This window comes from Bacillus sp. FSL R9-9834 (genome assembly GCF_038006905.1).
GTDB classification, from domain to species: domain Bacteria; phylum Bacillota; class Bacilli; order Bacillales; family Bacillaceae_G; genus Bacillus_A; species Bacillus_A pacificus.
In genome coordinates this window covers 1811698-1836692 of sequence record NZ_JBBOWD010000001.1, presented here as the reverse complement: position 1 = coordinate 1836692, position 24995 = coordinate 1811698, and the positions used below count along the sequence as shown (strand labels likewise).

At 36.2% G+C, this 24995-nt stretch carries 23 protein-coding genes, 1 pseudogene and 3 other annotated features; of the genes and pseudogenes, 7 read left to right on the top strand and 17 right to left on the bottom strand.

Annotated features, from left to right (window positions below; all coding sequences use genetic code 11):
* Positions 1-161 precede the first annotated feature (161 nt).
* Both MKY00_RS09580 and MKY00_RS09575 read right to left on the bottom strand, forming a co-directional pair.
* On the bottom strand, positions 162-1013 hold the full coding sequence (locus MKY00_RS09580) for a GNAT family N-acetyltransferase (protein ID WP_000390879.1): 852 nt from the start codon (positions 1011-1013) through the stop codon (positions 162-164).
* Positions 1014-1031: 18 nt separating this feature from the next.
* Positions 1032-1748 (bottom strand): DUF554 domain-containing protein, encoded by a 717-nt coding sequence (locus MKY00_RS09575; protein ID WP_000236008.1) that lies wholly within the window; start codon positions 1746-1748, stop codon positions 1032-1034.
* Between the two features lie 212 nt (positions 1749-1960).
* Here MKY00_RS09575 and MKY00_RS09570 point away from each other — a divergent pair, with 212 nt between their 5' ends.
* Both MKY00_RS09570 and MKY00_RS09565 read left to right on the top strand, forming a co-directional pair.
* Positions 1961-3064, top strand: coding sequence for a CapA family protein (locus tag MKY00_RS09570; protein ID WP_000854506.1), 1104 nt, complete (start codon positions 1961-1963; stop codon positions 3062-3064).
* Between the two features lie 52 nt (positions 3065-3116).
* A complete protein-coding gene (locus tag MKY00_RS09565; RefSeq protein WP_016717168.1) occupies positions 3117-3344 on the top strand; it encodes a hypothetical protein in 228 nt (75 codons plus the stop codon).
* 80 nt (positions 3345-3424) lie between these two features.
* Here the strand turns inward: MKY00_RS09565 and ilvA are convergent, their stop codons facing one another.
* From ilvA to ilvE, 6 genes are read right to left on the bottom strand one after another with little or no spacing between them, the layout of a single operon-like run.
* The gene (ilvA, locus tag MKY00_RS09560; RefSeq protein ID WP_016717167.1) at positions 3425-4687 is read right to left on the bottom strand and encodes a threonine ammonia-lyase IlvA; all 1263 of its coding nucleotides are present in this window, start codon (positions 4685-4687) and stop codon (positions 3425-3427) included.
* A gap of 31 nt (positions 4688-4718) precedes the next feature.
* Positions 4719-6392 (bottom strand): dihydroxy-acid dehydratase, encoded by a 1674-nt coding sequence (gene ilvD, locus MKY00_RS09555; RefSeq protein ID WP_001255810.1) that lies wholly within the window; start codon positions 6390-6392, stop codon positions 4719-4721.
* 46 nt (positions 6393-6438) lie between these two features.
* The gene (gene ilvC / locus MKY00_RS09550) at positions 6439-7446 is read right to left on the bottom strand and encodes a ketol-acid reductoisomerase (protein ID WP_016717166.1); all 1008 of its coding nucleotides are present in this window, start codon (positions 7444-7446) and stop codon (positions 6439-6441) included.
* 14 nt (positions 7447-7460) lie between these two features.
* Positions 7461-7691 (bottom strand): ACT domain-containing protein, encoded by a 231-nt coding sequence (locus MKY00_RS09545; RefSeq protein WP_016717165.1) that lies wholly within the window; start codon positions 7689-7691, stop codon positions 7461-7463.
* Positions 7688-9403 (bottom strand): acetolactate synthase large subunit, encoded by a 1716-nt coding sequence (gene ilvB / locus MKY00_RS09540; protein WP_016717164.1) that lies wholly within the window; start codon positions 9401-9403, stop codon positions 7688-7690. The genes MKY00_RS09545 and ilvB overlap by 4 nt, the downstream gene beginning before the upstream one ends.
* Positions 9404-9425: 22 nt before the next feature.
* Positions 9426-10325, bottom strand: coding sequence for a branched-chain-amino-acid transaminase (gene ilvE, locus MKY00_RS09535; RefSeq protein WP_016717163.1), 900 nt, complete (start codon positions 10323-10325; stop codon positions 9426-9428).
* Between the two features lie 153 nt (positions 10326-10478).
* Positions 10479-10718, bottom strand: a binding site (T-box leader).
* A gap of 62 nt (positions 10719-10780) precedes the next feature.
* Positions 10781-11026 (bottom strand) — a binding site (T-box leader).
* A gap of 201 nt (positions 11027-11227) precedes the next feature.
* On the opposite strand from ilvE, the gene MKY00_RS09530 reads away from it, so the two are divergent.
* Positions 11228-11986 (top strand): SDR family oxidoreductase, encoded by a 759-nt coding sequence (locus MKY00_RS09530; protein ID WP_000911811.1) that lies wholly within the window; start codon positions 11228-11230, stop codon positions 11984-11986.
* 90 nt (positions 11987-12076) lie between these two features.
* A complete protein-coding gene (msrA, locus tag MKY00_RS09525) occupies positions 12077-12613 on the top strand; it encodes a peptide-methionine (S)-S-oxide reductase MsrA (RefSeq protein WP_001291871.1) in 537 nt (178 codons plus the stop codon).
* Between the two features lie 167 nt (positions 12614-12780).
* On the opposite strand, the gene MKY00_RS09520 is transcribed toward msrA, so the two are convergent.
* From MKY00_RS09520 to MKY00_RS09505, 4 genes are all read right to left on the bottom strand, one after another.
* Positions 12781-12981 carry a hypothetical protein gene (locus tag MKY00_RS09520; RefSeq protein ID WP_016717161.1) on the bottom strand — a complete coding sequence of 67 codons (201 nt, stop codon included), beginning with the start codon at positions 12979-12981 and terminating at the stop codon, positions 12781-12783.
* 109 nt (positions 12982-13090) lie between these two features.
* A complete protein-coding gene (locus tag MKY00_RS09515) occupies positions 13091-13732 on the bottom strand; it encodes a FusB/FusC family EF-G-binding protein (RefSeq protein ID WP_016717160.1) in 642 nt (213 codons plus the stop codon).
* Positions 13733-13842: 110 nt separating this feature from the next.
* On the bottom strand, positions 13843-14529 hold the full coding sequence (locus MKY00_RS09510; protein WP_001015537.1) for a DUF421 domain-containing protein: 687 nt from the start codon (positions 14527-14529) through the stop codon (positions 13843-13845).
* A gap of 160 nt (positions 14530-14689) precedes the next feature.
* Complete coding sequence (locus MKY00_RS09505) at positions 14690-14953, bottom strand: CD3324 family protein (RefSeq protein ID WP_000878308.1); 264 nt, start codon at positions 14951-14953, stop codon at positions 14690-14692.
* Positions 14954-15253: 300 nt separating this feature from the next.
* Here MKY00_RS09505 and MKY00_RS09500 point away from each other — a divergent pair.
* Positions 15254-15595 (top strand): annotated as a pseudogene (locus tag MKY00_RS09500) (polysaccharide deacetylase family protein); the annotation flags it as partial.
* Between the two features lie 35 nt (positions 15596-15630).
* On the opposite strand, the gene MKY00_RS09495 reads toward MKY00_RS09500, so the two are convergent.
* Positions 15631-16968, bottom strand: a complete 1338-nt coding sequence (locus MKY00_RS09495; RefSeq protein ID WP_001088180.1) for a sodium-dependent transporter — start codon at positions 16966-16968, stop codon at positions 15631-15633.
* 300 nt (positions 16969-17268) lie between these two features.
* Positions 17269-17491: a binding site (T-box leader), on the bottom strand.
* Between the two features lie 220 nt (positions 17492-17711).
* Between MKY00_RS09495 and MKY00_RS09490 the strand changes: the two genes are divergently transcribed.
* Positions 17712-19346, top strand: coding sequence for a putative polysaccharide biosynthesis protein (locus MKY00_RS09490; protein ID WP_000107870.1), 1635 nt, complete (start codon positions 17712-17714; stop codon positions 19344-19346).
* Between the two features lie 40 nt (positions 19347-19386).
* On the opposite strand, the gene MKY00_RS09485 is transcribed toward MKY00_RS09490, so the two are convergent.
* The 4 genes from MKY00_RS09485 to MKY00_RS09470 all read right to left on the bottom strand — a co-directional run bounded on the left by MKY00_RS09485 (position 19387) and on the right by MKY00_RS09470 (position 23035).
* Positions 19387-20211 (bottom strand): DUF4037 domain-containing protein, encoded by an 825-nt coding sequence (locus tag MKY00_RS09485; RefSeq protein ID WP_016717158.1) that lies wholly within the window; start codon positions 20209-20211, stop codon positions 19387-19389.
* Positions 20212-20304: 93 nt separating this feature from the next.
* On the bottom strand, positions 20305-20817 hold the full coding sequence (locus MKY00_RS09480) for a GNAT family N-acetyltransferase (RefSeq protein WP_016717157.1): 513 nt from the start codon (positions 20815-20817) through the stop codon (positions 20305-20307).
* Positions 20818-20895: 78 nt separating this feature from the next.
* Complete coding sequence (gene cysK / locus MKY00_RS09475; RefSeq protein ID WP_000762260.1) at positions 20896-21813, bottom strand: cysteine synthase A; 918 nt, start codon at positions 21811-21813, stop codon at positions 20896-20898.
* A gap of 10 nt (positions 21814-21823) precedes the next feature.
* On the bottom strand, positions 21824-23035 hold the full coding sequence (locus tag MKY00_RS09470; protein WP_016717156.1) for an MFS transporter: 1212 nt from the start codon (positions 23033-23035) through the stop codon (positions 21824-21826).
* Between the two features lie 456 nt (positions 23036-23491).
* On the opposite strand from MKY00_RS09470, the gene MKY00_RS09465 reads away from it, so the two are divergent.
* Positions 23492-24847 (top strand): RNA-guided endonuclease TnpB family protein, encoded by a 1356-nt coding sequence (locus tag MKY00_RS09465; RefSeq protein ID WP_262726450.1) that lies wholly within the window; start codon positions 23492-23494, stop codon positions 24845-24847.
* Positions 24848-24995: the final 148 nt, after the last annotated feature.

The window sequence follows — 24995 nt, the reverse complement described above, 5'->3', positions numbered from 1 at the left end:
CCTTCTTTCTTTAGATACCCATTCTACACCCTTTCTTGTAAAAAGTTTAGTAATTTGCTTTATATGTAAGATTTACTACAAAACCCGCTATTTTCTAATAAGAATCACTACATCTCTACATTATTTTCATAATAAAACCAACTCCACCTAAATGAAGTTGGTTAATAATCCATGATTGGTATTAAACGCGCATTACAACATCTCTCATAAAACTCAACCGGACCTGCTTGTCCAATAATTGCATATTCATATCCATCTTGCTTCATACTATGCAGACTACAATGTAACAATTGCTTCCCTACACTTTTCACACGATTTTGTTTCGCCGTGCCCATTGGACCAAACAATCCTTTCTTTCCTCTCACTACGTCATAACAAGCGAAACCTACTATCACTTCTTTTTGTTCTGCTATATAAATAGGTACATTTTCTTTATATGTACGAAATCCGTACTCTATCGAATGTAACCAACGTTCACCAAATTCCTCACTAACAAAACTTACTAATTTCCCAAAATCAGAAGAGTTAGCCTTTCTAACATGACAAGTTAAATGAGTATAAGCAGGAACAAAACATTTTAAATCAACCGCTAAATCTCTTGGCTCTTCTACAATACGTAATATCTCTTTTTGTATTTGTGGATTTTCAATAAACGTATCCGCGCGAAAGAGTGCATATATAACATGTCCTTCGTTCATTAATACTTGCTGAAAACGTTCCATACGTTTCTTCGCTATTTGTAAAATTTCTAGCACCTTATAAGATACCTTATATTGCCCTATTTTTTCATACTCTTGATCCGTTAAATCGTCTTGTTTTCGTAATGAAAGTTTTTCTAAAAAATCCGTCCCCACGTTACGAAACAAATACATATACAACTCGCTGCATACGCCAGTACCTTCTTTACACATGCCAATAAATAAATGAACTGGTTGAATGATATTACTTTCTCCCTCTTCTGCTGCAATCTTCAATATGTTATGAACACGTTTTGTAAATTGAAATTCCTCCATATGTACCTTCATCCCCTACTACTTTACTATTAAACCGTAACCATAAATAAGTGAAACAATGATTCCAACTATCAATATACCTGGCAGTAAATTTGCCACTTTAATTTTAATAATACTAAGTAAGTTCAATCCGATAGCGGCTATCATAATACCACCTGTAGCTGTCATTTCTACTATAAATTGATTCATTAATTCTTTCGGGACCAAACTATTAATTTGTGTTGCAAAAACTGCGATGCCACCTTCATATAAAATTACTGGAATCGCTGAAAATACTACGCCAATCCCTAGAGTTGTCGTTAATATAATAGAAATAAATCCATCGATAATTGCCTTTGTAAATAAAATATCGTGATTTCCGCGAATCCCACTGTCGAGTGCACCAAGTATACCCATCGCACCAATTGCAAATATTAAAGTAGCTGTTACAAAACCTTCTGATATACTCCCTTTCCCTTTCGATCCAACTTTATTTTCTAGCCAATCTCCTAACTGTTTTAACTTTCCCTCTAATTGTAACCATTCCCCGATAACGGTACCAATTACTAAACTTAGTATGACAACAAGAAAATTTTCACTTTTCAATGCCATTTGAAGTCCAAGTACAGTAACCGCTAAACCGATTGCATGCATAATTGTTCCCTTCATACTTTCTGGAATTCTACTAAATAATTTACCTAGTAAAGTACCACATATAATGCAAATTCCATTTACAACTGCTCCTAATATAACCATTTCTTATTCTTCACCCTTCAAATTCTTTATTTCTATATTTTGGTTTATTCATTGATTTACAGGTTATCTATATGTTAACTTAATATTGAGAATATTAACAAATATTTTCCACTGCATAAACCGCATTTTTTATATCTGTACATAAACCAATTACTTTTTTGTAGACTCATTGCTAATTGAATTGCGGGATAAACTCAAAAGGGAAGGTATTTATGAAAACTTTACTAAAACGATTTTTGTTAATAGCCTTTTGCATTACGCCAATTGTTGTATTAATTAACCACTCTTTTACTTCAAAAGCGAAAGACAAACCCGATTTCCAAAACAAATCTAGCAAAACTGCTTCAACGAGCGAGAAGAAAATAGAAAACCCGGAAATTACCCTCACCTTTTCTGGTGATACAATGTTCGATTGGCAATTACGTCCGGTAATCGAAAAAAACGGGGCTGATTATCCATTCCAACATGTAAAAGAAGAAATAACAAAAGCTGATATTTCTTTCGTTAATTTAGAGTCAGCATTTACAACGAGAGAAAAGAAAGCTCCAGGACAACTGTTTTGGATTAAAAGTGATCCATCCACGCTTCAAGCTATAAAAAACACCGGTTATGACATCGTAAATATCGGGAATAACCATACACTTGATTATGGGCAAGATGGATTATTAGATACAATCTCTCACGTAGAAAAATTAAAGTTCCCTTATATCGGAGCCGGAAAAAATGCAAAAGATGCATATACAGCACGAGAAATGACTGTAAAAGGAAAAAAATTCAAATTTCTTTCCTTCGTTCGATTTATGCCTGATACGAATTGGGTAGCTGGTGACAATAAACCTGGTGTTGCGAATGGGTATGATTTAAATCTCGTAACAAAAACAATTAAAGAACAAAAGAAAGACGCAGACTATTTAATCGTCTATATGCATTGGGGCGTTGAGAAATCAAATCGTCCTGTAGAATACCAAAAACAATATGTACCTAAAATGGTTGAAGCAGGGGCTGACGCGATTGTCGGGAGTCACCCACATTGGTTACAAGGATTTGAGTATTATAATAAAGTTCCTATCGCTTATTCATTAGGTAACTTTTTATTCCCAAGTTATGTGAACGGAAAAAGTGCCGAAACTGGCGTATTAACTTTAACTTTTAAAGGAAAGGATGTCCAAATGTCATTCAATCCTTATATCATCCGTAACAATCAAGTTTCCCCTGTAAATGAGGAAGAAAAGAGAAAAGCTCTACAATACTTACAAACAATTTCAACTGATGTAGACATTGATGATACAGGGAACATAAAAAACAAACGAAACTAGACAACGCAAGATCTATTTCTCTGTAACATACTTTACAGAATAGGTGATGAACATGCTGAAAGATTTATTAGAAAATGTAAGTTTGTTAGAAAACATTTATAAAATATCTATAGCCGTTCTACTTTTATGTTCATTTTTCTCTGTTAGACTTCTAAAAAAACTAAAACGGGAACGAACACTTACTAGCTTTGAATTTACTATGTATGTAATCATTCGTATTGCGATATTTTTTTGGTTAGCTAGCTTTATTCTTCTTGAATTTAATGAGTATCTAGTTTAACTTTAAAAAAGATAGAACAAGCATTATATTTCCCCGCTTGTATCTATCTTTTTTATTTGGGTGCTAACTCTTTCCTTCTATTAAATAAGTAAATCAAACAAAACAGGATTTTTATTAAGCTCCATAAATTGAATGTTATTTTCTTTAAAACGGGTAATTAACTGCGCGTAATCTTCTTTATGTTTTAACTCTACTCCGACTAACGCTGGACCATTTTCCTTATTATGTTTCTTAATATACTCAAAGCGCGTAATATCATCTTCTGGTCCTAATCCTTTATCAAGAAATTCTCTTAGCGCACCTGAACGCTGCGGGAATTCAATGATGAAATAATGTTTTAATCCTTCGTAAATGAGAGAACGTTCTTTCATCTCTTGCATTCTATCAATATCGTTATTTCCACCGCTTAATGTGCATACAACTGTTTTACCTTGAATTTCATCCTTGTATAGATCAAGTGCGGCAATAGAAAGTGCACCAGCAGGCTCTGCTACAATCGCATTTTTCTTATACAGTTCTAAAATCGTCGTACAAACCTTTCCTTCTGGTACTAAAACGATGTCATCAATTACATCTTTACACGTTTCAAATGTTAACTTTCCTACCTTTTTAACTGCTGCTCCATCAACAAAACTATCTATTTTCTCCAATGCGACATTATCGTTTTGAAGAAAAGCCTCTTTCATAGATGCTGCTCCCATTGGCTCTACCCCAATAACCTTTGTAGCAGGACTAACACCTTTCACATATGTACCAACACCTGATGCTAATCCACCGCCGCCAATTGCTGTAAAGATATAATCCACTGGTTTCTCCATATCATGCATAATTTCAACTGCCACTGTTCCTTGACCAGCAACCACATACGGATCATCAAATGGATGAACAAACGTCATTCTATTTTCTTCACAATAACGCTGTGCTTCTTGAAAAGAGCTATCGAATGTATCACCAACTAATACAATCTCTGCGAAATCACCACCGAAAAATTGTACTTGCGATACTTTTTGTTTCGGCGTCGTTGTTGGCATAAAGATTTTTGACGGAATCTTCAATAAATTACACGTATAAGCTACCCCTTGTGCGTGATTACCAGCGCTTGCGCAAACAACACCGTTTTGTAATTGTTCTTTCGGTAAGCTTTGAATTAAATTGTACGCACCACGAATTTTGAAAGAGCGAATCAATTGTAAATCTTCTCGTTTTACATAAACGTCACAATCATATTTCTCAGATAAAACTGTATCACGTTGTAACGGTGTTTTAATAACGATATCTTTCATGCAATTATGAGCCATTAAGATATCTTCAATTTTCACTCTCTCCTTTACCTTTTGCACCATTTCATATCATCCTTATCTCTTTTTAATTAGCTCAATCAAAATTCGGGACTTTTAAGACTGCACCTGTATTCGCCGATGTTACCATTTGTGCATAACGCCCAAGCCAGCCCGTTTTCACTTTCGGTTCTGGTCGTTTCCATTCTTTTTTACGCTTATCTAATTCTTCGTCACTCACTCTTACTTCTAACAACCTTTCCTCAACATCGATACAAACGATATCCCCTTGTTCAAGAAGTGCAATCGTCCCGCCCGCAGCTGCTTCTGGTGAAATATGCCCTACCGAAATACCACGTGAAGCACCAGAGAAACGACCATCCGTTAATAGCGCAACATCTGCACCTAATCCCATGCCAGCAATTGCTGACGTTGGTGCTAACATTTCCGGCATACCAGGACCGCCTCTTGGTCCTTCATAACGAATAACAACTACATCTCCTTTCTTCACTTTCCCAAGCATAATACCCGCAAGAGCCTCATCTTGTGAATTAAAAATAACGCATGGTCCTTCAAATCGTTTTACTTCAGTTGCTCCGCTTTTAATAACTGCTCCATCTTTCGCGAGGTTTCCTTTTAATATACGTAATCCCCCTTCTTCACTATGAGGGTTTTCAAGAGAATGAATAACTTCCTTATCTTTAATCTCTGCATGAGCAATATTTTCTCTTAATGTTTGCCCCGTAGCAGTAATACGATCTAAATGAAGTACTCCTTCTTTTCGGCTCATCTCTTTCAAAATTGCACTAATCCCGCCTGCACGATCAATATCTTCCATATGCCAATTGGAAGCAGGGCTTACTTTACATAAATGTGGTACACGCCTTGAAACGGCATCAATACGGCTCATATCATAATCTAGTCCTGCCTCATGTGCGAGTGCTAATGTATGTAACACTGTATTTGTTGAACCGCCCATCGCCATATCAAGCGCGAACGCATCATCAATTGCTTCTTCTGTTACGATGTCTCTCGGTTTAATATCTCTTTCAATTAAAATCTTTAATTTCTCTGCTGCTTGTTTAATTAATTCTTCGCGTCTTGGATCAATAGCTAAAATACTACCGTTACCAGGAAGAGCTAAACCTAATACTTCACATAAACAATTCATAGAATTCGCTGTAAACATACCAGAACAAGAACCACAAGATGGACAGCCATGATCTTCAATATCCTTTAATTCTTCTTCTGAAATTTTCCCAGATTGATATGCTCCTACTCCTTCGAACACAGAACTTAAATCGACAACTTCCCCTTTAGATGTTTTTCCGGCCGCCATCGGACCACCTGAGACAAAAACAGTTGGAATGTTAATACGAAGTGCCGCCATCATCATACCAGGTGTGATTTTGTCACAGTTTGGAATACAAATCATACCATCAAACCAATGGGCATTTACAACCGTTTCTACTGAATCTGCAATAATTTCACGACTCGGAAGCGAATAACGCATACCGATATGCCCCATCGCAATACCGTCATCTACTCCAATTGTATTAAATTCAAATGGAACCATACCTGCTGCACGCACTGCTTCTTTAACAAGTTTCCCAAACTCATTTAAGTGCTTATGACCTGGAATAATTTCAATAAAAGAATTACAGATTGCTATAAACGGTTTATCAAAATCTTCATCTTTCAAACCAGTCGCTTTTAATAAACTACGATGCGGCGCTTTATCAAAACCTTTTTTAATCATGTCACTTCTCATCTTGTCAAATCCCCTCTTACGTATTTTTCACTTGCAATCTATTACTCTATTTCTTTACTAATTCTTTCGGTGCATCAATCCAGCTCATCATTTCACGAAGCTCCGCCCCTACTTTTTCTAACTGATGATTTTGCTCTGCTTTTTTCATCGCATTATACGTTGGACGCCCAGCTTGGTTTTCTAAAATCCATTTCTTCGCGAATTCACCTTGCTGAATTTCTGTAAGTACTCGTTTCATTTCTTTCTTCGTTTCATCTGTAACAATTCTCGATCCTGTTACATAATCTCCGAACTCTGCCGTATCGGAAATAGAATGGCGCATGTTCGTTAAACCACCTTCGTACATTAAATCAACAATTAACTTTAATTCATGTAAACATTCGAAGTATGCAATTTCAGGGCGATATCCGCCTTCTGTTAACGTTTCAAAACCAGCTTTCACAAGTGCAGTTACACCTCCGCAAAGTACCGCTTGCTCACCAAACAAATCCGTCTCTGTTTCTTCTTGAAATGTCGTTTCAATTACACCTGCACGTGTACACCCTACACCTTTTGCATACGCAAGTGCTACATGTAATGCGGTGCCTGTTGCATCTTGATGTACTGCGACTAATGCCGGAACACCATTTCCTTCTTGAAATACACGGCGAACGAGATGACCTGGACTTTTTGGCGCGACCATTGCTACATCTACGTAACTTGGCGGATTAATTTGTCCGAAGTGAATATTAAATCCATGTGAGAAAAGTAACATTTGCCCTTCACGGAGATTCTCTTCTACTTCTGCTTTATACACATGTGCTTGCTGTTCATCTGGCAGTAACATTTGTACAACTTGCGCGGTTCGAACTGCTTCTGAAACAGACATTACTTCAAATCCATCTGCTTTTGCTACTTCAAAAGACTTACCTGGTCGAACACCAACTACAACTTCCACACCAGAATCACGTAAATTTTGTGCCTGCGCATGACCTTGAGATCCATAACCAATTACCGCAACTTTTTTCCCTTGTAATAACTCTACATTTGCATCTTTCTCATAATACGTTTTCATTTTCCATACACTCCCTATAATTTATTTACTTGCAGTACATCAATTAATTTGTTCAACTGACTAACGAGTAATGTCGCTTCATTTTCAGTACAAACTGCTGTGAGTTTCATTTCAGAAACGCCACTAGTATCTCTTTCGTTTAAATGTAAAGAAGAAATATAATAGCCACGCCGAGCAAAAATCCCACTTATACGTAATAAGACGCTTGGCTCGTTATGAATAACGAGTGAAAAAGTATGACTCATTCTTCCCACCTCTTCATAATCATTTCGTTATTCCCTTTATTTGGCGGAATCATCGGAAATACGTTTTCACCTTCTTCTACACAAAAATCAACTACGACAGGACCTTCATGAGCAATTGCTTCTAACATCACTTGTTTCGCCTCTATTGAATTTGTAGCCCTTAATCCCTTCACTCCATAAGCTTCTGCCACTTTCACAAAATCTGGTGATCCAATTTTTGATTCTGATAAACGATTTTCATAAAACATTTCTTGCCATTGCCTTACCATCCCTAAAAATTTATTGTTTATAATAAATACTTTTACAGGGATGTTATTTTCAGCGATTGTTTGTAGTTCTTGAATATTCATTTGAAAAGAAGCATCACCTGCAATACAAATGACGAGTTCTTCTTCTTTCGCAAGCTGAGCACCAATTGCCGCCGGAAAACCAAACCCCATCGTTCCTAGTCCGCCAGATGTGAGAAAAGTCCGTGGATTTTTCGCTTTATAAAAATGCGCAGCCCACATTTGATGCTGTCCTACTTCTGTCGTAACAATCGCTTCACCATTCGTTAATTCACTTACTAAGCTAATAACATGCTGTGGTTTTAACTCACTTTCTTTTTGATTATAGAAAAGAGGGTATTCCGCTTTCCATTCCTCGGTTTTCATAATCCATTCATCTGTCTGTGTACAAATCTGCATATGTAACAACATGTGTAACGCTTTTTTCACATCTCCAACAACTGGATATTCCACAGTTACATTTTTATGAAACTCCGAAGGATCTATATCAATATGTACCTTTTTTGAATGGGGAGAAAAGAGTTCTAATTTTCCTGTTACACGGTCATCAAAACGAACACCTAAAGCAAGTAATAAGTCACATTCTGTTACTGCCATGTTTGCAGCATACGTTCCATGCATACCGAGCATTCCTAAAAATAATGAATCTCCCGGCGGATATGCACCTAGTCCCATTAAAGTTGATACGACTGGAATACGATTTTCTCTCGCAAATTTGATAAGTTCATCAGATCCACCTGAATGAATGACACCTCCTCCAATATAAAGAAGTGGGCGTTTCGCTTTTGAAATTTCTTTAGCTACCTCTTTCAGTTTCATACTGTCTGGCATAGGCTCTAGTTTGTACCCTGGAATCTCAATCACTTCATTGTAAAAACTTGTTACATTTTCATTTTGAATATCTTTTGGAATATCAATTAATACCGGCCCCGGCCGCCCGCTTTCGGCGATGTAAAAAGCTTCTTGTACGATGCGTGATAAATGATTCACATCACGAATTTGGTAATTATGCTTCGTAACAGGTACTGTGATTCCAACAACATCCGCTTCTTGAAATCCATCTTTACCAATTAAAGACTTTGCAACTTGCCCTGTAATGACAACTAAAGGAATCGAATCCATATAAGCATCCGCTAAACCCGTAACTAAATTCGTCGCCCCTGGGCCAGAGGTAGCAAAGACTACCCCGACCTTTCCAGAAGCTCTCGCATATCCTTCTGCCGCATGAATGGCAGCTTGTTCATGACGAGTTAAAACGTGCTTCAAACCACTTCCGTATAACGCATCGTATACTGGCAAAATCGCTCCACCCGGATAACCGAAAACAGTCGTTACACCCAATTTCTTCAAACATTGAATCACGTGTCCAGCGCCTGTCATTTCTTCATACTGTAACTTCTCATACGCTGTATACTGCTGCTTCATTTCAATTAACTCCTCTCTTTATTTATGCTAAGCTTTCCGTCAGCCCGGGGACACGTACTCCTCTTTCTCTCGTTAATTTTTTAAATTCTTCGGTCAATTGTTTCGTTACACTTCCTGGTTTCCCATCTCCAATTTCTCTGGAATCAACTTTTACAACTGGAATTAACTCCGCTGCCGTTCCTGTTAAAAACACTTCATCTGCTACATATACGTCATGGCGAGTAAATGGCCTTTCCTCACACGGAATATGAAGTCGCTCACATAGCTCAATAACACTATTTCTTGTAATACCTTCTAATGCTCCTAAATAGGATGGCGGGGTTAATACTTTTCCATCTTTCACAACGAAAACATTATCTCCAGATCCTTCACAAACATATCCTTGTTGATTTAACATAAGAGCCTCTAGCACTCCTGCTTGTGCCGCTTCAATTTTTACAAGTACGTTATTTAAGTAGTTCATCGACTTAATGCGTGGGTCTAATGCATCTGGTGTATTACGTCTTGATGCAACAGATACAACGCTTAATCCATTATCGTAAAATTCCTGTGGGAATAACTTTAATTGTTCTGCAATGATAATAACGCTCGGTTTCACACAACTTCTCGGATCGAGCCCTAAGTCCCCTTTTCCTCTTGAAACAATTAACCGAATATAAGCATCTGCATACTCATTTTTTTGAAGTGTCTGTAAAACCGCTTCTTCCATTTCGTCAACCGTCAGCGGGATTGTAAGTAAAATAGATTTTGCCGATTCATATAATCGTTTTACATGTTCTTTTAAACAAAATACATTTCCACCGTAACTACGAATCCCTTCAAATACACCGTCTCCGTATAAAAAACCGTGATCATATACTGAAACAACTGCTTTTTCTTTTTCTACAAATTCCCCATTCATATAAATGTACTGATTTCCCATCTCACATCGCTCCTCTTTTTTTCTCTCTATTTTTGCAATCTATTTCTATATCGATTGCTGAGATGAGTGTTTTTTAACAGAATATTCAGTATATAAACCTTAAAAATATACTCGTCTCAACAATCGATTACATACATACTTGTAGCGATCCATTGCTGAGACGAGGGAATCGTGGTACCACTCAGCTTCCTTACACTTCTCACGAAATATAAGCTCTGCAAGTCCAATTAGACTTTTGTTTTTCTATCGGAAACAACTCCGCTACTTTTTACTAGTTTTCAAAAGTAGTGCTCCGAGGTGATCTTCAATGATGAAATTGTTGCCACCCTCACAGCAGCTGGGTAGCTCTCTGAAACAATTTTTATCATTTACTCTCCTCTTCTACGCATTCTCTTATTTTTAAAAATAAAAACTCTCGCCTCAGCAATCAACTACTACAATTTAGTAGCTTTGATTGCTGAGGCGAGAGTTTCGCGTTACCACTCAGCTTCCTTATACTTCTCGCGAAATATAAGCTCTGTAGGTCCAATTAGACCCCCGTCCTTTTACCGGAGACGATGCCGTCGCTCTCTACTCAGTTTCCCTTTCGCAAGCGATGCTCCGAGGTGATCTTCAATGATTCGATTGTTACCACTCTCACAGCCTAGGAGCAGCTCTCTGAAACGATCATAACCATCTACTTTCCTCTTCTTTGCATATACAACATATAAAGTTAGAAAATTCTTAATTAACTTTTATTTGTTACACGTATTATAGGACGTTGTTCTTTTCATTGTCAACATGTTTTTTCAAAAAAATCAAAATTGGAATACATTACTTACATACACTCATATATTACTTAAGTATGTTTGCATTACTACATAAAGAAAAACTTATAAAGTTTACGAGGAGATGAGGAGACTATGTTAAAAGGGAAAGTAGCGTTAGTTACAGGAGCAAGCCGAGGAATTGGACGAGCGATCGCTAAACGTTTAGCAAATGACGGTGCATTGGTTGCTGTTCATTACGGTAATCGAAAAGATGACGCTGAAGAAACTGTTCATGAAATTCGATCAGAGGGTGGTCAAGCTTTTTCTATCGGCGCAAATTTAGAATCCTTACACGGTGTAGAAAACCTTTATAACGCTTTAGATACTGAATTACAAAAGCGCACTGGTGAAACACAATTTGATATTTTAATAAACAATGCTGGCATTGGTCCTGGTGCTTTTATTGAAGAAACGACTGAACAATTTTTTGATAGAATGGTTTCAGTAAATGCAAAAGCACCATTCTTTATCATTCAACAAGCACTTCCACGTTTACGTGACAATAGCCGAATTATTAATATTTCATCCGCTGCGACCCGCATTTCTTTACCTGATTTTGTTGCATATAGTATGACGAAAGGCGCTATTAATACAATGACTTTTACACTAGCAAAACAGCTTGGAGCACGAGGAATAACGGTGAATGCAATACTTCCAGGGTTTATTAAAACAGATATGAATGCAGAACTCTTGAGCGATCCAATGATGAAGCAGTACGCTACTACTATTTCCGCTTTCAATCGCTTAGGTGAAGTAGAAGACATTGCCGATACTGCCGCATTTCTTGCTTCTCCAGACAGCCGCTGGGTTACTGGACAATTAATTGATGTGAGCGGAGGATCTTGTTTATAAAAAACATATATTTTCAAATCTTTTTTATTGCGCAATAAAACAAATTGTATAATACTATATAAAACATATATATTTAGGAGGATTACAGCAATGTCCGAAAAAACATACGAACTCGCAACCTTTGCAGGCGGGTGCTTTTGGTGCATGGTAAAGCCATTTGATGAACTTCCTGGCATTCATAAAGTACTTTCCGGCTATGCAGGTGGTCATGTAGAAAACCCAACATATGAACAAGTAAAAGCGGGTACATCTGGTCATTTAGAAGTTGTACAAATTACATTTGATCCTTCTATTTTCCCATATGAAAAATTACTGGATTTATATTGGCCACAAATCGATCCAACTGATGATGGCGGACAATTCTTTGACCGTGGTCCATCTTATCGCACCGCTATTTTTTATCATACCGAAACGCAAAAAGAGCTTGCTGAAAAATCAAAACAAGCTCTTGCAGAAAGCGGTATGTTTAAAGAGCCAATCGTAACTGAAATTCGCCCAGCTGCACCTTTTTATGAAGCTGAGGAATACCACCAGCATTTCTATAAAAAGAACCCAGAGAAATATGCTACTGAGCAAAAAGAATCTGGCCGTGAAGACTTTATAAAAGAAAATTGGCAAAAGAAATAATAAAAACGCATCGTGCTTTTTTTCAAAGTGCGATACGTTTTTATTTTTGATAAAAGTACCATACAATGATGAGAACAACAGCTGTTAATGCCCAAAGCGCTATTTCATTTTTCACTCTACTCTTTTTCTTAGTCATTTCATCTCCTCCTAATAGCAATACAATATATTCAAGATTTCCTCTGTTTCATTGTCCACCTTATATACGTGAATACATCCTTACAAATCCTTATAACAAGACCACCAATGATTCCGATTGCAATTGAAATTACTAACATCTGTCCAAAACTAAGAGTAGTTGTGTATGTTATGTAGATAACAATGCATACAAGTAAAATATCCGGTAAAGAAAGCAAAAACTTTTTAAGCATTTTTTCAGCTCTCCTATGTTTTATTTATAAATTATATCTCTCAAAAAGGAAATCTATTACCATTCTCAAAATAAAAGACCTCCAGTTTAAGCACTAGAGGTCTTCCATTTTATTTCTTTAATCGCTCAATAAAATCATGTAATTTATCAAGTGATTTCATATTCTGATTACAAGCTACACCATCTTTGCAAATATAGTTTCCCTTTTTAACGAAAGTTCCTGGTATATCACCTTTAATTTCAACTAAAAACATCCCAACTTCTTCATGTCCATGACATAATGAACAAATGCTTTTTTTATTTAAACTTTGGAATGTTCCTTGCAGACCAACAAACTTATTTTTATCATTTTTTGCTATAATAAATTTCCTGCTTGATCCCTTATCAATCCAACTTAAATAAGACAATTCTTTCATATCCAGTTCTTCCATATCAGGCAGTTTTAACTTTTTCGCTTTAGGAAATAATTTTTTTAATGTTTGCGCTGTCACTTCCTGAAACGGAATGACATACGGATTTATTTTCGTTAAAAATGATTCTGCATCTTCTCTATTTTGAACTGTTAATACCGTGTCAATTAACTCCTTCTGCTCATCCGTTAAATTCTCAAATACATGTATTATCTTTTCAATCGCAAGTGATTTTAACGCTTGAATGACTCCTCTATCATTTGCCGTCGCATGCCCATTTGCTAAAATATAAGCTTGTGATTTTATAAAATTGTATTGATCACTTCTAATAAATGCTTCCATCTTTATCACTCCATACAAATTGTTGATCTAATTTTATTGTATACAATGATTACGTTTTTTGATATGTAAAAGATAACTTGGAAACAAACATTACATACATAGCTTGTACTCTACCGCTGCATTTCCTGACAAAAGAAGCCATCATCTGTTTTCCATTCCGCATATAATACGTCTTCAAACTTAGTAATCCCCTTTTGTTTTATTTGCTTATACAGCCATCCTTCATCAAAACCAGCTTCTCTCAAATTATCTTTCACTACTTTTCCGTCACTAATTAATGAAATTGGTAAGTATACAGGCTTATGTTTTAAACTTAAATCATTTATAGTAGGAGATTCATATTCGCTCTTTTTCAGAACACTTATGTTTCCGTTAGGTTCCAATATCATATATTCAACTTCTCGAATCGAAAAAATATCTTTTTGTTGTCTAAGCATTTGTTGTAATTGATTAATATCCAAATGATTTGAACTTAATTGTTCTCGGTCAATCTTTCCGTTACGAATAATAATGGAAGGATACCCTTCAAAAAACCTTCTTGTTCCTCTTATTTTTTGCGTTATCACTTCTATTGAATAAATTAAAATTACCCATACAAATACTGAGTATAAAATAGACCACACTTTAATTTTAGGGTCATATATTGAATTTCCAACAAGCTCACCAAGGACGATAGCAGAAATAAAATCAAAGGGTGTTAGCTGTGATATTTGTGTTTTCCCTAATATTTTCGTAGCAATTAACAGCACAAAAAAGCCAACTAAAAGCTCTATCGTTATTTGTCCAATATGATTCATAGAAGCTCACCTTTCTACTTTTCAAGTGCTCGGTATAACTTTTAATAAAAAAACGGCACATTTTTTCTATTAGTATGCCCTGTCACAGTCCATATATCCAATACATATAAAACAAAAAGAGTCTGATGCAAAATAACATTTGCATCAGACTCTTTTTCTCTTATTTAGAATACACAATTTTTTTAATCGTTTCTCCGGAAAGAAAATACTCTTCTGCAAGTTGATGAATAGCAATTCCGCTTTTAAACGCTTCTTTAATCGCTTTATTTCTTTCATCTAATTGTTTTCTTCCTCCAGATCGTGTGCCCCATTTATAATGTTTCGTTTCTTGTTTTGGAATGTAAATTGTTTCACCTTGTATATACTTTTGAATTTCAGTAATTAAACTTTCTGGTAAAACCGTCGCTGCTTTAACGTATTTCATTTCTGCTCGCCCCTTATTTTTTATGGTTCATTTCAATAAGGTGCAAAGCCAAATATAAAAAATGATACGAGCTCATTTAGGCGATTATATATTACTTGTCTACCTCACGCAAAGTATCGCCATTTCCATACTTGGCTTTGCATGAGACGCTGCAGTGTCCGGCAATTGAATTGTAATCGCCATGTAAACACCTCCTAATATACCTTTTTCATTACATTATATGATAAATTCCTTCCTCTTGCATCCACATCCTTTTTAAAGCATGAAACTACTTAGTTTGATATAATACTTTTTAGTCCAATCGAAAAAACAAATTCATTAATCCGCCAAACAGGATTTACAGGCGCAATTGATTTTAGACCACCTAACGGGAAAAAACTAATTGGCCTGCCCTATTATTTAAAGAAAAACAATATCGAAACAATCACCTGGGACCTTGAACCTGATACTTTTTATAAATCTGCAACTGATAAAATTGAATATGTTAATAAAAATGTAAAACCAGGTTCTATCATTTTACTGCACTCTATGTATGATGAGTCTAATGAAAATTTACAGACCATAGAAGGTATTTTAGACTCTTTAACTAAAAAGGGCTATCAGTTCGTAACAGTAAATGAATTGCAAAAAAGAGCAAAATAAAAAGGTAGCGTATCCAGAGCGATACGCTACCTTTTTTAAATAATGCCAAGTACATTTAAGAATACGATAATAATCGCAATTGGTGCGATGAAGCGAAGTAAGAATAACCATAATACAAACAATTTATAGCCTTTATTTTTACTTACACCAAGCTCTCTCATTAATACATCTTTCTTCATTTTTAAAGGAACAAAGATAGAAACTAATAAAACACCCAGTGGCATGAGTACATTACTAACTGCATAATCCGCTAAATCAAAGACTGTCTTTCCGAAAATCTTCAGATCGCTTAATATACCAAATGACAATGCTGACGGTACTCCTACAACGAAGATTAATAAACCTACGATTAAAGCCATTTTTTCACGTTTCCCTTTACCTTTTGCAGTTAAAGATGCCACGCTAATTTCTAACATCGAAATCGCTGATGTAATAGTAGCAAAGAAGAATAGTAATAAGAAAACAATGAAGAATAATTTTCCAAATGCCATTTTACTGAAAATAGCTGGCAGTACGATAAATAATAACCCTGGTCCTTGAGATGGTTCCATTCCAAATGCGAACACTACTGGGAAAATTGCAAGTCCTGCAAGTAATGTAATCACAAGCGTTAAAGCTACGATAGAAAATGCTGAACGCGGTAAGCTTTCTTCTTTCGGCAAGTATGAGCTATACGTTACCATTACTGCTACTCCGACTGATAGTGAGAAGAACGATTGCCCCATTGCATATAAAATGACTTCTGATGTTACGTTTGCGAAATCAGGTTGTAAGAAGAAACGAACTCCTTCTCCCGCACCATCTAACGTAAGTGCACGAACGATTAATACAAAGAATAAAACGAATAGTGCTGGCATGAAATATTTATTTACTTTTTCAACACCATTTTGTACACCTTTACTTACGATGAAAATAGTAATAAGGATGAATAATAGCTGTGAGCCAACTGCTAAATACGGATTGGAAATGATTTCACCAAACGTAGCTTCGTATGCCCCATTTCCTTCCCATAGTCTACCTGTAATTGCATTCCATAAGTATAATAAAATCCAGCCTCCTACAACACTGTAGAAAGAAAGTAATATGAAACATGTTACAATCCCTAATTTCCCTAACCATGGCCATAGTGTTTTTGGTGCGATTTCTCTATACGCATCAACGGCCTCTTTTTGTGTACTTCTTCCGATAACAAATTCAGCTAATAATAGCGGTAAACCAATTAATAATGTGAAACCGATGAAAATAAGGAAGAACGCGCCGCCCCCTCCAATTCCGGCCATATACGGGAACTTCCAAATTGCCCCTAGACCAATTGCTGAACCTGCTGCAGCTAATACGAAACCTAATTTCGATGTCCATTGCTGTGAATTCATTTGTTAATCTCCTCTCTTTATCTTTTTCTGTTTTACAATTCGGTATTTATATTGTTCTATCCACACTCTTTTCTAATACGTTCACTTCCTCTCTACTAATAAAAAACGCCCCTACGTAAATACGTAGGGACGACAAAAATATCGCGGTACCACCCTAGTTATGAAGATACACCAAAGTTAGGACCTAAATAAAAAACGTCCCTACGCAAATACGTAGGGACGATAAATTATCGCGGTACCACCCTAGTTATGAAGCCACAACAAAGTAAGACCTAAATAAAAAACGTCCCTACGTAAATACGTAGGGACGATAAATATCGCGGTACCACCCTAGTTGTGAAACAATCTTCACCACTTTATTTGATAACGGTATAAACTACCGTCTTTCATTTCCTCATAATGTGAGATTTATGAAAGATGCTCCAGGACGAACTTCATGAATAATCTATATACTGATTCACACCAACCATCAGCTCTCTGAAATAGGGAGATATTCACTACTATACCCTTTCATTGCCCAAATATTATTTTCCGAATTGATTACTATCATTTTTATCATACATTAAAAATAGTGTCAACTTATATTTTGAATTTTTATGTATTACATTCTATTTAAAAATTCAAAATATGACTTTTAAATGAATAGTATTAGAACATTTATGGTTTATACTGTATTAACTTCCCTAGCAGGTTTATAGTAGTATACGATGAATGCAAGACAGCAAGAGTAGGAGGAAAGAATTTTGTCTACGTCAAAAGTTTTAAAAGGAACTGCTTTATTAAGCGGGGCCACAATGATTTCACGTATATTAGGTTTTATATACTTCTTCCCTTTTCAATTACTAGTTGGAACGCAAGGGGTTGCTTTATATGGATATGCATACTCTTGGTACGGTATTTTATTAAGCTTTTCAACAGCGGGTATTCCTATTGCCGTTTCCAAATTCGTTGCAAAGCATAATGCGCTTGGTGATTATAGTACAAGCAAAAAATTATACAACTCTAGTGTAAAATTAATGTTGTTTATGGGCTTTTTAGGATTTTTAATTTTATTTATTGGAGCACCGTACATATCACAATTTATTATTCGCTCGAAAACGCCAGATCCACAATTTATCGCTGACGTAACACTTACGATGCGAGCATTAAGTTTTGCACTTATTATCGTACCAGCTATGAGTGTTACACGTGGTTATTTCCAAGGTTTTCAACATATGAAGCCAAGTGCTGTTTCTCAAGTCGTGGAACAAATTGCACGTGTTGTTTTCATTTTAGTTGGTAGCTTCATCGTCTCAAAATTATTAGGGGGTTCAGTAGCTTCTTCGGTTGCAGTTGCTACGTTTGGTGCTGTTATTGGAGCACTTGCAAGCGTCTCTATTTTAATGATGTACTGGAAAAAATATAATGGGTTAAAACCTCCCGAAGGTGAATTAAAATCAAGAGCATCGAATATCCCATTAAAAAATATTTATATAGAATTACTTCGCTATGCAATCCCAATTGTATTTGTCGGCATCGCAATTCCACTTTACACGTTAGTAGATCAATATACTGTAGCTGATGTCCTTAGAGCGATGGGAGAGCCGTTAGAAACAGCAAATGCAGTTTTCGCTTATATAACGAACTATGCCCAAAAGTTAATTATGATTCCAGCTTCACTTGCAACTGGATTCTCCTTAACGATCATTCCGGCTATAACGAAATCTTATACAAGCGGGAAATTAGAAGAATTACAAGAACAAATTTCAAAGATATTTCAAGTCTTGTTATTCTTCACGATCCCGGCTGCATTTGGTCTTGCTAGTATCGCTTACGATGCATTCCGCATGGTTTATGTAAATCCTGAAATCGCACTTGGTGGATCACAATATTTAATTTCATTTGCACCGTCTGCTATATTAAGTGCGATTTTCACAGTTTCAGCAGCTATTTTACAAGGAATCGATTATCAAAGAAAAACAATGATTGCATTCTCAGCCGGGATTCTCGTTAAAGTTGTAGTAAATACACCGCTCTTACATTTATTTGGCGGACACGGTGCTGTACTTGGAACCATTCTTGGATACCTCGTTTCCAATAGTATTATGTTGTACTGCATCGTTAAGTTTGCGAAATTTAAAATTGGTGAGACAGCAAAAACAGTATTTCTTATTACAATTTACTCCGCAGCAATGTCTGCTGTTGTGATGGCATTAAAATCAATTTTAACATGGTTAATTCCTGGACAATCTTATATCGAATCACTTCTCATTGTTGTTATATGCGGCGCTGTAGGAGGACTTGTTTACCTTTTATTCGTATTAACTAGTGGACTTGCTTCACATATTCTCGGTGATAGAATTCAACGCTTACCTATACTGGGGAAATTAGTAAAATAAAAAACAAAGAGATGTAACAAGGGTTACATCTCTTTGTTTTTTATTTCGCATATTGAATACGCTTTTGCTGTTCAGCAATATGTAATTCCGGAGCATGGTGTTCTACTAACTGTAATAGCTCCTCGATTAACACTCCTAACTCCTGTATACTATACTCCGGTTTCCCTATTAACGTATTCGCCATACGCTCATATAAGTTTTCAGGCTTAATAATCATTCGTTCCACATTATATGGCATCCATTTAAACGCTGGGTGATGTACATACATTTTATTCAAACCAAATAAGACCCCAAATATATTTCTTTGCGCTTCACAAATAACATCATATAGCATAAGCCAGTCTTTTCGTTTTAAAAGTGCCTCTCGATTATGCCAGCGATTACTTAACCAAAGATTTTCTGAAATCATCCGTTTCGCTAGGTCTTCTGGATATGCCATCACCCTATCTTTTAATTCATTTACTTTCTCTTCCCCATACAAACTAACTCCGTCATGCACGGATGATACGATACATTGTTTTTCATAACTTATATCGTATTGATCCACCACATCCGAAATAACTTTCTCTACTGTTTCTGCTAAAAAGTTACTAATCTCTAATTTAATTCCTTCTTTCGTCAAATATGTTTCCGACCATTCTTCTTCCTCGTAAGGATGGTATGACAAAATTGTTCCACCAATATAGTTAATAGGCCCTTTACGATCCTCATCCTCTGGTGGCATTGACCATAAAATATGTAGTTCTATATCTGAATGTTCATCTTCTAGCTTTCTAGCTACTGAACCAGCTAAAATAATAGCCTCCACTTTCGGATTTTGCCTATAAATCTCCGACATTTCTATTGCTTTCTCTTTTAATCCCACTTCATTTCCCCCTAAAATTGCAGTACACAATTACCTTTTCATTTATCTATTTCGATATTATGCATTGCATTCCCTTTTTAATGTCCCACTAAATCATATTTCTACCCAATAACGCTGAACAATTTCCCCAGTATGAGAAGAAACTACTTCATTTTCTAACACACCACCAACCTTTTGAATCGTTTTAGCCGAAGCAATATTAGCTTTATCACAAGTTATTAACACTTTCTGCAACCCTAACTTTTGTGCTTCATATAATGCGAGTTTCAATTGTTTTATCGCGTAACCTTGACGACGTTTATTTGGATGTACACTATATCCAATATGACCACTTTCCCGCAATAACTCTTCATTTAATCGATGTCTAATATTCACAAAACCTATAAGTTCCCCTTTTTCAAAGCTTAAAAATTGACTAGATGGTACTCGATTAGCTTTTAAGTTTTCCCCAAGTTCTTGTATATTCACTTTTTCAAACCATTCATCGAGAGAATCAAAATTTTGTAAAGAACTACTGCCATGTGGTTGTTCTCCTGATTGTAAAAACGCATGTTTATATTCCATAATTTCTCCACTATATTCATGTGTTGGTTTTAATAGTTTCATTTTTATTCTCCCCCTCTTACAACCTAAAACAAACACCTTACTCGTAACAATTTCACGAGTAAGGTGTTTTTATCCTTTTCATTCAAATAATCCCATACTCAAATAACGCTCACCTGTATCAGGTGCAATACATAAAACTTTTTTACCAGCGCCTAATCGTTTTGCGATCATAATCGCTGCGTAAACAGAAGCACCTGAAGACGGCCCAACTAACAATCCCTCTTGTCTAGCCAAATTTCTCATTGTCGTTAAAGCCTCTTCGTCTGCAATTTGAATAATTTCGTTATACACTTCTGTATTTAAGTTTTTCGGGATAAATCCCGGACTTGTTCCTACTAGTTTATGAGGACCTGGAACACCTCCCGATAGTACGGGAGATCCTTTCGGTTCTACTACTGCGATATATAAGTTTGGTAGTTTCTCTTTTAACGTTTCTCCAGTCCCTGTAATAGTTCCACCCGTTCCAGCCGTTGCTACGAATGCATCAAGCTCGCCATCCATTTGTTCATAAATTTCAAGTGCAGTTGTATAACGATGAATATTCGGGTTTGCTGGATTTTCAAATTGCTGCGGAATAAAACTATTTGGAATTTGTTTCTGCAATTCTAACGCCTTCGCAATTGCTCCTGGCATTCTTTGTTCTGCCGGTGTTAAAACTACTTCTGCTCCGTATGCTTTCAATAAGTTAATTCTTTCTTTAGACATATTATCTGGCATAATTAAAATCGTTTTATACCCTTTTGCAGCCGCGTTCATCGCTAAACCTATCCCTGTATTACCACTTGTTGGCTCAATAATTGTATCTCCTGGTTTAATATGACCATTCTCTTCTGCAACGTGCAATAAATTATAGGCAGCACGGTCTTTCACGCTGCGTGATGGATTAAACATTTCTAGTTTTACATACACATCTGCTGCGTCTTCTGGAATAAATTTAGATAATCTGACGACAGGTGTATCTCCTATTAATTCTGTTACGTTTTCACATAATTTCATAGCGTATCCCCTATTCTATCGTTTTCTTATCATTTGGTAGTAACCATGAAGTAAGTCCAATTAATGGTAGACAACTACATAGTAACATAATGAATTGTAGACTATATATGTCAGCCAATTTCCCAAGAACTACAGAGCCTAAAGCGCCGAGTCCAAACGCAAGCCCTACAATTAATCCTGATACCATTCCTACTTTTCCAGGAACAAGCTCTTGCGCATATACAACAATTACACTAAAGCTACTTGAACTAATAAAACCGATACATAAAAATAGCGGTACGACCCAAACGAGCGAAACGTGAGGTAATAAAAGTGCGAGTGGCGCTGAACCTAGCATTGAAAATACAATAATTGTTTTCTTTCCAAATCGATCTGCTAATGGACCACCGAAGAAAGTTCCTAACACACCAGCAATCATAAATGCGAATACGAAATACTGAGCATTTTTTATCGATAAACCGTAATGCTCAATTAAGTAAAATTGATAAAAATTCCCGATACCAGCACCGTACCAAGAGCGTACAAAAGTAAGAAAAACAAGAAGTAAAATAACAAATTTAATATGTGTACTTACAATCGCATGTTCCGCTTCAAGCGCAGCCCTCTTTTTTCTTCTCACAGCGCCAGTTGCTAATTCATTCCTATACCAATTTGATACGAAAATTAATAACACAATTCCTACCGCTGCAAAGGCTGTAAAACCTAAAGAACCAATTTGACCGAGCGGAACAAAAATTAACGCTGTAAAAATAGGAGCTAGAGAATTCCCTGTATTTCCTCCCACTTGATAAATCGCTTGCGCTAATCCCCGTTTTGCACCGGACGCCATATAAGCCACTCGGGCACCTTCTGGATGAAAGACTGCGGAACCTAATCCGATAAATAAAACAGAAATAATAACAATAATAAAATTCGGTGCAAATGCAAGTCCAATCATCCCCAGCATACTTGAAAACATACCGAGCGGTAATAAAAATGGTGACGGCTTCTTATCCGAGTACATACCAAAAACTGGCTGCATAATCGATGACGTCATATTTAACGCAAATGCAATCCACCCTACTTGCATATAGGATAAATTCATCGTTTTTTCCAAAATAGGAAATAACGCGGGCACAACTGCTTGCATCGAGTCATTTAAAAAATGACCGAAACTAATCGCAAATAATATTCGATATATTGTCGGTGTTTCTACTCTGTTTTTTTGCGAAACTGCCTGCATATGTGTATTTCTCCTTCCTGTATAAAATATATATTTATTACAGTAGGTGTAATAAATTCTGACTTTTGAAACATTTCTATTCTATACTGGTTTCATTTCTTTTTCCAGAAATATCACTTTTCACATAATATATTTTTTCTATACGCTTTATCGGATTTATCCTTTCCGGCAAGAAGACTCCATCTGATTTGTGTTACGGGTAAAACCCAACAATTCAGGTGGTGATAAATTGCCGTCAGCAGGTAGGCTGCACTCTTTTGTCTCGCTCATAATAATATTTGAGGGCGAATGTTTGTTTCTTTTTTTCTTACGATATCATGTAGATAAAGAGGAAATAGATTGTAAGACAACGAAATTAGATAATGATTCTCATTCCGCTACTTGTTCCATTTCTTTCTAAATATTTATTTGTCAAAAATAATTTTAATACTCCCTCTAAGAAAGGTGGTGAAAACAATGGCTAGAAAGAAAGCAGTGAAAGTATTACGGAAACAAAAGAAAAGAGAAAACATGCAACGATTCACGCAGAAACAGAATATTGGACGGGCTTGCTTGACTGCAAAAGAATTTCGTTTACTTCAGCGCATGTCGCATAGTTCAAAAGCGTTGCGAAATGTTGGCTTGTACACGATGAAACAAAGTTACTTGAATAATAACAGGATGGCTACTGTCAAAGAAGTGGACACTGCCATGCAAAATGATATGAACTACTCGGGCATTCAATCAAACTCTGTTCAAGCGATTCGTAGATCCTTATTTACAGAAGTGAAGAGCTTTTTTAAGGCATTGGAACAGTGGAAGAAAAATCCCGAGAAGTTCACAGGTCGTCCGAAGTTTCCGAATTATTCTCGTTCCACTGACAAACGAATTATTGAAATCTATCAAGTGCCAAAAGTGGATGAGAAGGGGTATTGGATGATTCCAATGAATGTTGCATTTAGAAAAAAATTCGGTTCTATTAAAATACGTATGCCAAAAAATTTAAGAAATAAAAATATCTCCTACATTGAGATTGTACCGAAGCAAAAAGGTCGGTTCTTTGAGGTGCATTATACATATGAAATGCACGTTTCTCAAATGAAGAAACAACCCACGACTACGAGTAACGCTTTGAGTTGCGATTTAGGTGTAGACAGATTAGTAAGTTGCGTAACCAATACAGGTGATACCTTCTTAATTGATGGAAAAAAACTAAAATCCATAAACCAGTACTTCAACAAAATGATATGTAACCTCCAACAGAAAAATATGGACAATGGAATTTCAAAACGAATTGTAACGAATACAATGGCCGCACTTTGGCATAAACGAGAAAGACAAATAAACGGTTACATTGCACAAACGGTAGGTCTATTGTTCAAAAAAGTGAAAGAATTCAATATAGATACGATTATTGTAGGGTATAACGCTGGTTGGAAACAAAAATCTCATATGGGGAAAAAGAATAATCAAAAGTTTGTGCAAATCCCATTTCAGAAATTGATTGCAGCGATTGAGAATAAATGTGTAAAAGAAGGCATTCGCTTTTTTAAACAAGAAGAAAGCTATACTTCAAAAGCTAGTTTTCTTGATAAAGATCCGGTTCCGGTTTGGTCTAAGGATGATAAGACGCAGTATCGCTTTAGTGGCAAACGAATTACGCGTGGTCTGTATCAAAGTAAAGCAGGAACATGTATCCATGCTGATATTAATGGTGCGCTGAATACATTGAAAAAGTCAGGAGTTGTAGAATTGGATGACAATCTCAAAGTGAAAACGCCGATTCTATTAGAAGTGCAAAAACGTAAGGCTATTGCTTTGTGCATAGCTTAGTGGGTGCGTCAACCATCCATGTGTACGCGACTTGTCGGGGCTTGTAGCACACGCCGGAGTCATCTGAGTGGTGGCTTCTTCCACAAGGAAGAACTGCTCTTTTTCGAAAGGGTGGTGCAAGTGGGAAAACAATCATTCGTTGCCAGTA

Excerpts from the sequence above, each read along its gene's own strand:
- MKY00_RS09580 (WP_000390879.1), bottom strand. The coding sequence starts at position 1,013 with ATGGAGGAATTTCAATTTACAAAACGTGTTCATAACATATTGAAGATT.
- MKY00_RS09575 (WP_000236008.1), bottom strand. The coding sequence starts at position 1,748 with ATGGTTATATTAGGAGCAGTTGTAAATGGAATTTGCATTATATGTGGT.
- MKY00_RS09570 (WP_000854506.1), top strand. The coding sequence starts at position 1,961 with ATGAAAACTTTACTAAAACGATTTTTGTTAATAGCCTTTTGCATTACG.
- MKY00_RS09565 (WP_016717168.1), top strand. The coding sequence starts at position 3,117 with ATGCTGAAAGATTTATTAGAAAATGTAAGTTTGTTAGAAAACATTTAT.
- ilvA (WP_016717167.1), bottom strand. The coding sequence starts at position 4,687 with ATGGTGCAAAAGGTAAAGGAGAGAGTGAAAATTGAAGATATCTTAATG.
- ilvD (WP_001255810.1), bottom strand. The coding sequence starts at position 6,392 with ATGAGAAGTGACATGATTAAAAAAGGTTTTGATAAAGCGCCGCATCGT.
- ilvC (WP_016717166.1), bottom strand. The coding sequence starts at position 7,446 with ATGAAAACGTATTATGAGAAAGATGCAAATGTAGAGTTATTACAAGGG.
- MKY00_RS09545 (WP_016717165.1), bottom strand. The coding sequence starts at position 7,691 with ATGAGTCATACTTTTTCACTCGTTATTCATAACGAGCCAAGCGTCTTA.
- ilvB (WP_016717164.1), bottom strand. The coding sequence starts at position 9,403 with ATGAAGCAGCAGTATACAGCGTATGAGAAGTTACAGTATGAAGAAATG.
- ilvE (WP_016717163.1), bottom strand. The coding sequence starts at position 10,325 with ATGGGAAATCAGTACATTTATATGAATGGGGAATTTGTAGAAAAAGAA.
- MKY00_RS09530 (WP_000911811.1), top strand. The coding sequence starts at position 11,228 with ATGTTAAAAGGGAAAGTAGCGTTAGTTACAGGAGCAAGCCGAGGAATT.
- msrA (WP_001291871.1), top strand. The coding sequence starts at position 12,077 with ATGTCCGAAAAAACATACGAACTCGCAACCTTTGCAGGCGGGTGCTTT.
- MKY00_RS09520 (WP_016717161.1), bottom strand. The coding sequence starts at position 12,981 with ATGCTTAAAAAGTTTTTGCTTTCTTTACCGGATATTTTACTTGTATGC.
- MKY00_RS09515 (WP_016717160.1), bottom strand. The coding sequence starts at position 13,732 with ATGGAAGCATTTATTAGAAGTGATCAATACAATTTTATAAAATCACAA.
- MKY00_RS09510 (WP_001015537.1), bottom strand. The coding sequence starts at position 14,529 with ATGAATCATATTGGACAAATAACGATAGAGCTTTTAGTTGGCTTTTTT.
- MKY00_RS09505 (WP_000878308.1), bottom strand. The coding sequence starts at position 14,953 with ATGAAATACGTTAAAGCAGCGACGGTTTTACCAGAAAGTTTAATTACT.
- MKY00_RS09495 (WP_001088180.1), bottom strand. The coding sequence starts at position 16,968 with ATGAATTCACAGCAATGGACATCGAAATTAGGTTTCGTATTAGCTGCA.
- MKY00_RS09480 (WP_016717157.1), bottom strand. The coding sequence starts at position 20,817 with ATGAAACTATTAAAACCAACACATGAATATAGTGGAGAAATTATGGAA.
- cysK (WP_000762260.1), bottom strand. The coding sequence starts at position 21,813 with ATGAAATTATGTGAAAACGTAACAGAATTAATAGGAGATACACCTGTC.
- MKY00_RS09470 (WP_016717156.1), bottom strand. The coding sequence starts at position 23,035 with ATGCAGGCAGTTTCGCAAAAAAACAGAGTAGAAACACCGACAATATAT.
- MKY00_RS09465 (WP_262726450.1), top strand. The coding sequence starts at position 23,492 with ATGGCTAGAAAGAAAGCAGTGAAAGTATTACGGAAACAAAAGAAAAGA.